This is a genomic window from Paenibacillus sp. NPDC057886 (assembly GCF_042796655.1).
GTDB lineage: Bacteria > Bacillota > Bacilli > Paenibacillales > Paenibacillaceae > Paenibacillus.
Map to the genome: position 1 here is coordinate 1 of NZ_JBHVMZ010000025.1, position 2600 is coordinate 2600.

Annotated in this window: 1 protein-coding gene; it reads right to left on the bottom strand. The window is 40.8% G+C overall.

The window, feature by feature from the left end; genetic code table 11:
* Window positions 1–93: 93 nt before the first annotated feature.
* Window positions 94–1899, bottom strand: a complete 1806-nt coding sequence (gene ltrA / locus ACFVQB_RS34280; protein ID WP_379449851.1) for a group II intron reverse transcriptase/maturase — start codon at window positions 1897–1899, stop codon at window positions 94–96.
* Window positions 1900–2600 lie beyond the last annotated feature (701 nt).

Below are 2600 nucleotides of genomic sequence, written 5' to 3' on the forward strand. Positions count from 1 at the left end.
AATAGAAATAGGTAAGGATTTGATATGATCACCGCCTTTTCCCCTTCTCCGCACCGTGCGTGCGACTTTCATCGCACACGGCGCTCCATCTTTTTAGATTTTCATTACAATAGGTTCCAAGTTACTCATTTTTCGGTACTGATTGATTTTCAGAATCGTAGAGTCTGAAAATCCAAAGGGCGACATGAGTTTAGCAATCGTCTCTAATTTTGTAGCATGAACGAGCTTGTGGATATCTTTGTGTAGGATACGTAGATTGCTATACTCGTCTGCCCCACCTAAGTGAAGTGGCAGAAGGTGATGACAATGCACGTAATCAGCAGTTAGAAAGATGCCGGAAATCTCGCATTTTCCAGCCTGCATACTGTATCTACTCAGTCTGTTATCCAAATATTCAACGCTACGATACGGTATGTTTGACTGCATTAGCTTAATTAGTTCATATCGAATATCCATGTTTAGTTCCTTATGGAGTCTTTTTCTTCCTTCTGGTGTATACGGATTTAACGTTTGCTGAAAGCATAAGTTATTTACCGTTTTTACATCCCTGAAAGGGAAGAGATATACTCCTGCGACCTTAAAAGTTCTATACCTGTTCTTGTAGAACTTTTTGTAGGTTGGTGGGGCATTATCAGGATATTGGTACTTACCAATTACTTTGAGACGATTGTATGTGAATGCCTTCAGATCATAAGCAAGTCGTGAGAATTCCACACTAACATGTGTTGCACGTGAGAAGTAATTGTGTAAACCAAGTACAAAGCTATTGAAAAGAAGGGCATTTTGAGTAATTGGTGACTTGTGCAGAATCTTTATGCGTTCTCTTGCTTGTTTCTTGATTTCTGCTTTCTTCTTCTCGTTTATACCCGTATAGGCGACTCTTCTTTTTCCTTTTTTCTCGGCCCATATTGTGAAGCCTAGGAAATCAGATTTACGTTTCCTAAGGTTTACAATTTGTGATTTCTCAGGTGAGATATCAAGTTTGAGACGGTCTCTAAGATAGAGTTTCACAGCGTGATACCACTTTTGAGCCGATCTCCAATCCCGACAAAGAATTTTAAAGTCATCGGCATATCGCACGATGTATCCCTCTTTAAGATTGGTTTTCTTAAGTGCTCTGATCCTGTGGAAGTCTCCTGCATAGACATGTTGAGTTTTGAAGTTGATCCATTGTCCTGCTACCCAATGATCCAGGTCGTTGAGTACTATATTTGACAGGAGCGGAGATAGGATTCCACCTTGTGGTGTTCCTTTCAACGGGATTCCTTCACCTTCAATTTCAGCTTTAAGCATTTTGCTGATGATTCGAAGTACTCTTTTGTCTCTAATACCCATATTCCATATTTGTTTCAGAAGCAATGTGTGGTTGACATTATCAAAGAATCCCTGAATGTCTACATCAACAACATAATGAAGGTTCACCTGGTTTATGAGGTGTTGTACTCTTGCTAAAGCGTTATGCGTTGATCTTACAGGTCTGAATCCATAACTGTGTTTATAGAAGTAGGCTTCCGCAATGGGTTCAATGATTTGTTTAAAACATTGCTGAATAATTCTGTCAACTATACATGGAATACCTAGTGGCCTTTTCTTTCCGTTAGGTTTTGGTATATAGACTCGTCTAACCTTTTTGGGCTGATAATTCAACAGCTTGTTTCTTACGTGATTCACAATGTCTTCTTCTGTTAGTGTCTTTATATCCTCTATCGTTTTGCCGTCTGTTCCAGGTGTTTGTGAGCCTTTGTTTGATTTAATTGTTCGAAAGGCTAGGAGAATGTTTTGACTTGAGTTTATAAGTCCGTATAGATTATCAAACTTCTTCCTAGCTAGTGCTCTTTCGTGTAAATCAGTGAAGGTACTCGTCATGTCATAGTAATCCCAGTATCGAAGAGTTTGCACTGTGGCTTCACCTCCTTACGGTGATTCCCCACGTTCTTACCTGATCGGTGCAATTCACTTTTCGGAAAAATTGTTTATTATCTAAAAAGACTTGAGGCTGTTCCTCCACAGCCATTACAGCCGCTTCATTGGTCGTGCCTCTACTCTCACAAGGATTAGTACATTTCAGCAAAGTTTCTGCCTTATAGTAAACGTCTAGGATGACAGTCCTTTAAGACGACGTTCCTTGCTTTCCTTGTACCTTGAGACCTAGCTATGCTTGCTAGACCTTAGGTGCCTCCTTTGAGCCTGTGGACTTGATATCGCCATTGTTCGATATAGCGTGTTTCCTAGACTACAGTCGTACTCTACGCTATCCACCCTGACTTTTGTCAGTACATATGTTTCCATATGTTATGAATTTAGACCCGTACATTCGGAGGTTCGTCAGGTTTTAAAACCATTCTCACCATAGTCCGCTTTTCAGCCATCCGGCATATCAGTTAGCATACCTTCTCAAAGGAGTGGCTTTAGCTTCCCTTTTGCCGACTTCACCTGTGCTTCATACCCAACACGCTGTCCGTGTCACGCACGCAGGAGATTAACGGAATTGTTTCAGGATACATGGTTCCCTCTTTCCAATTCTCGGTCGCAAAGTTGGACTTATTTAATTAAGTCCCCGCTTTTCCCGAGTTGTTCGGTTATAGCGGAACAAGTCACAC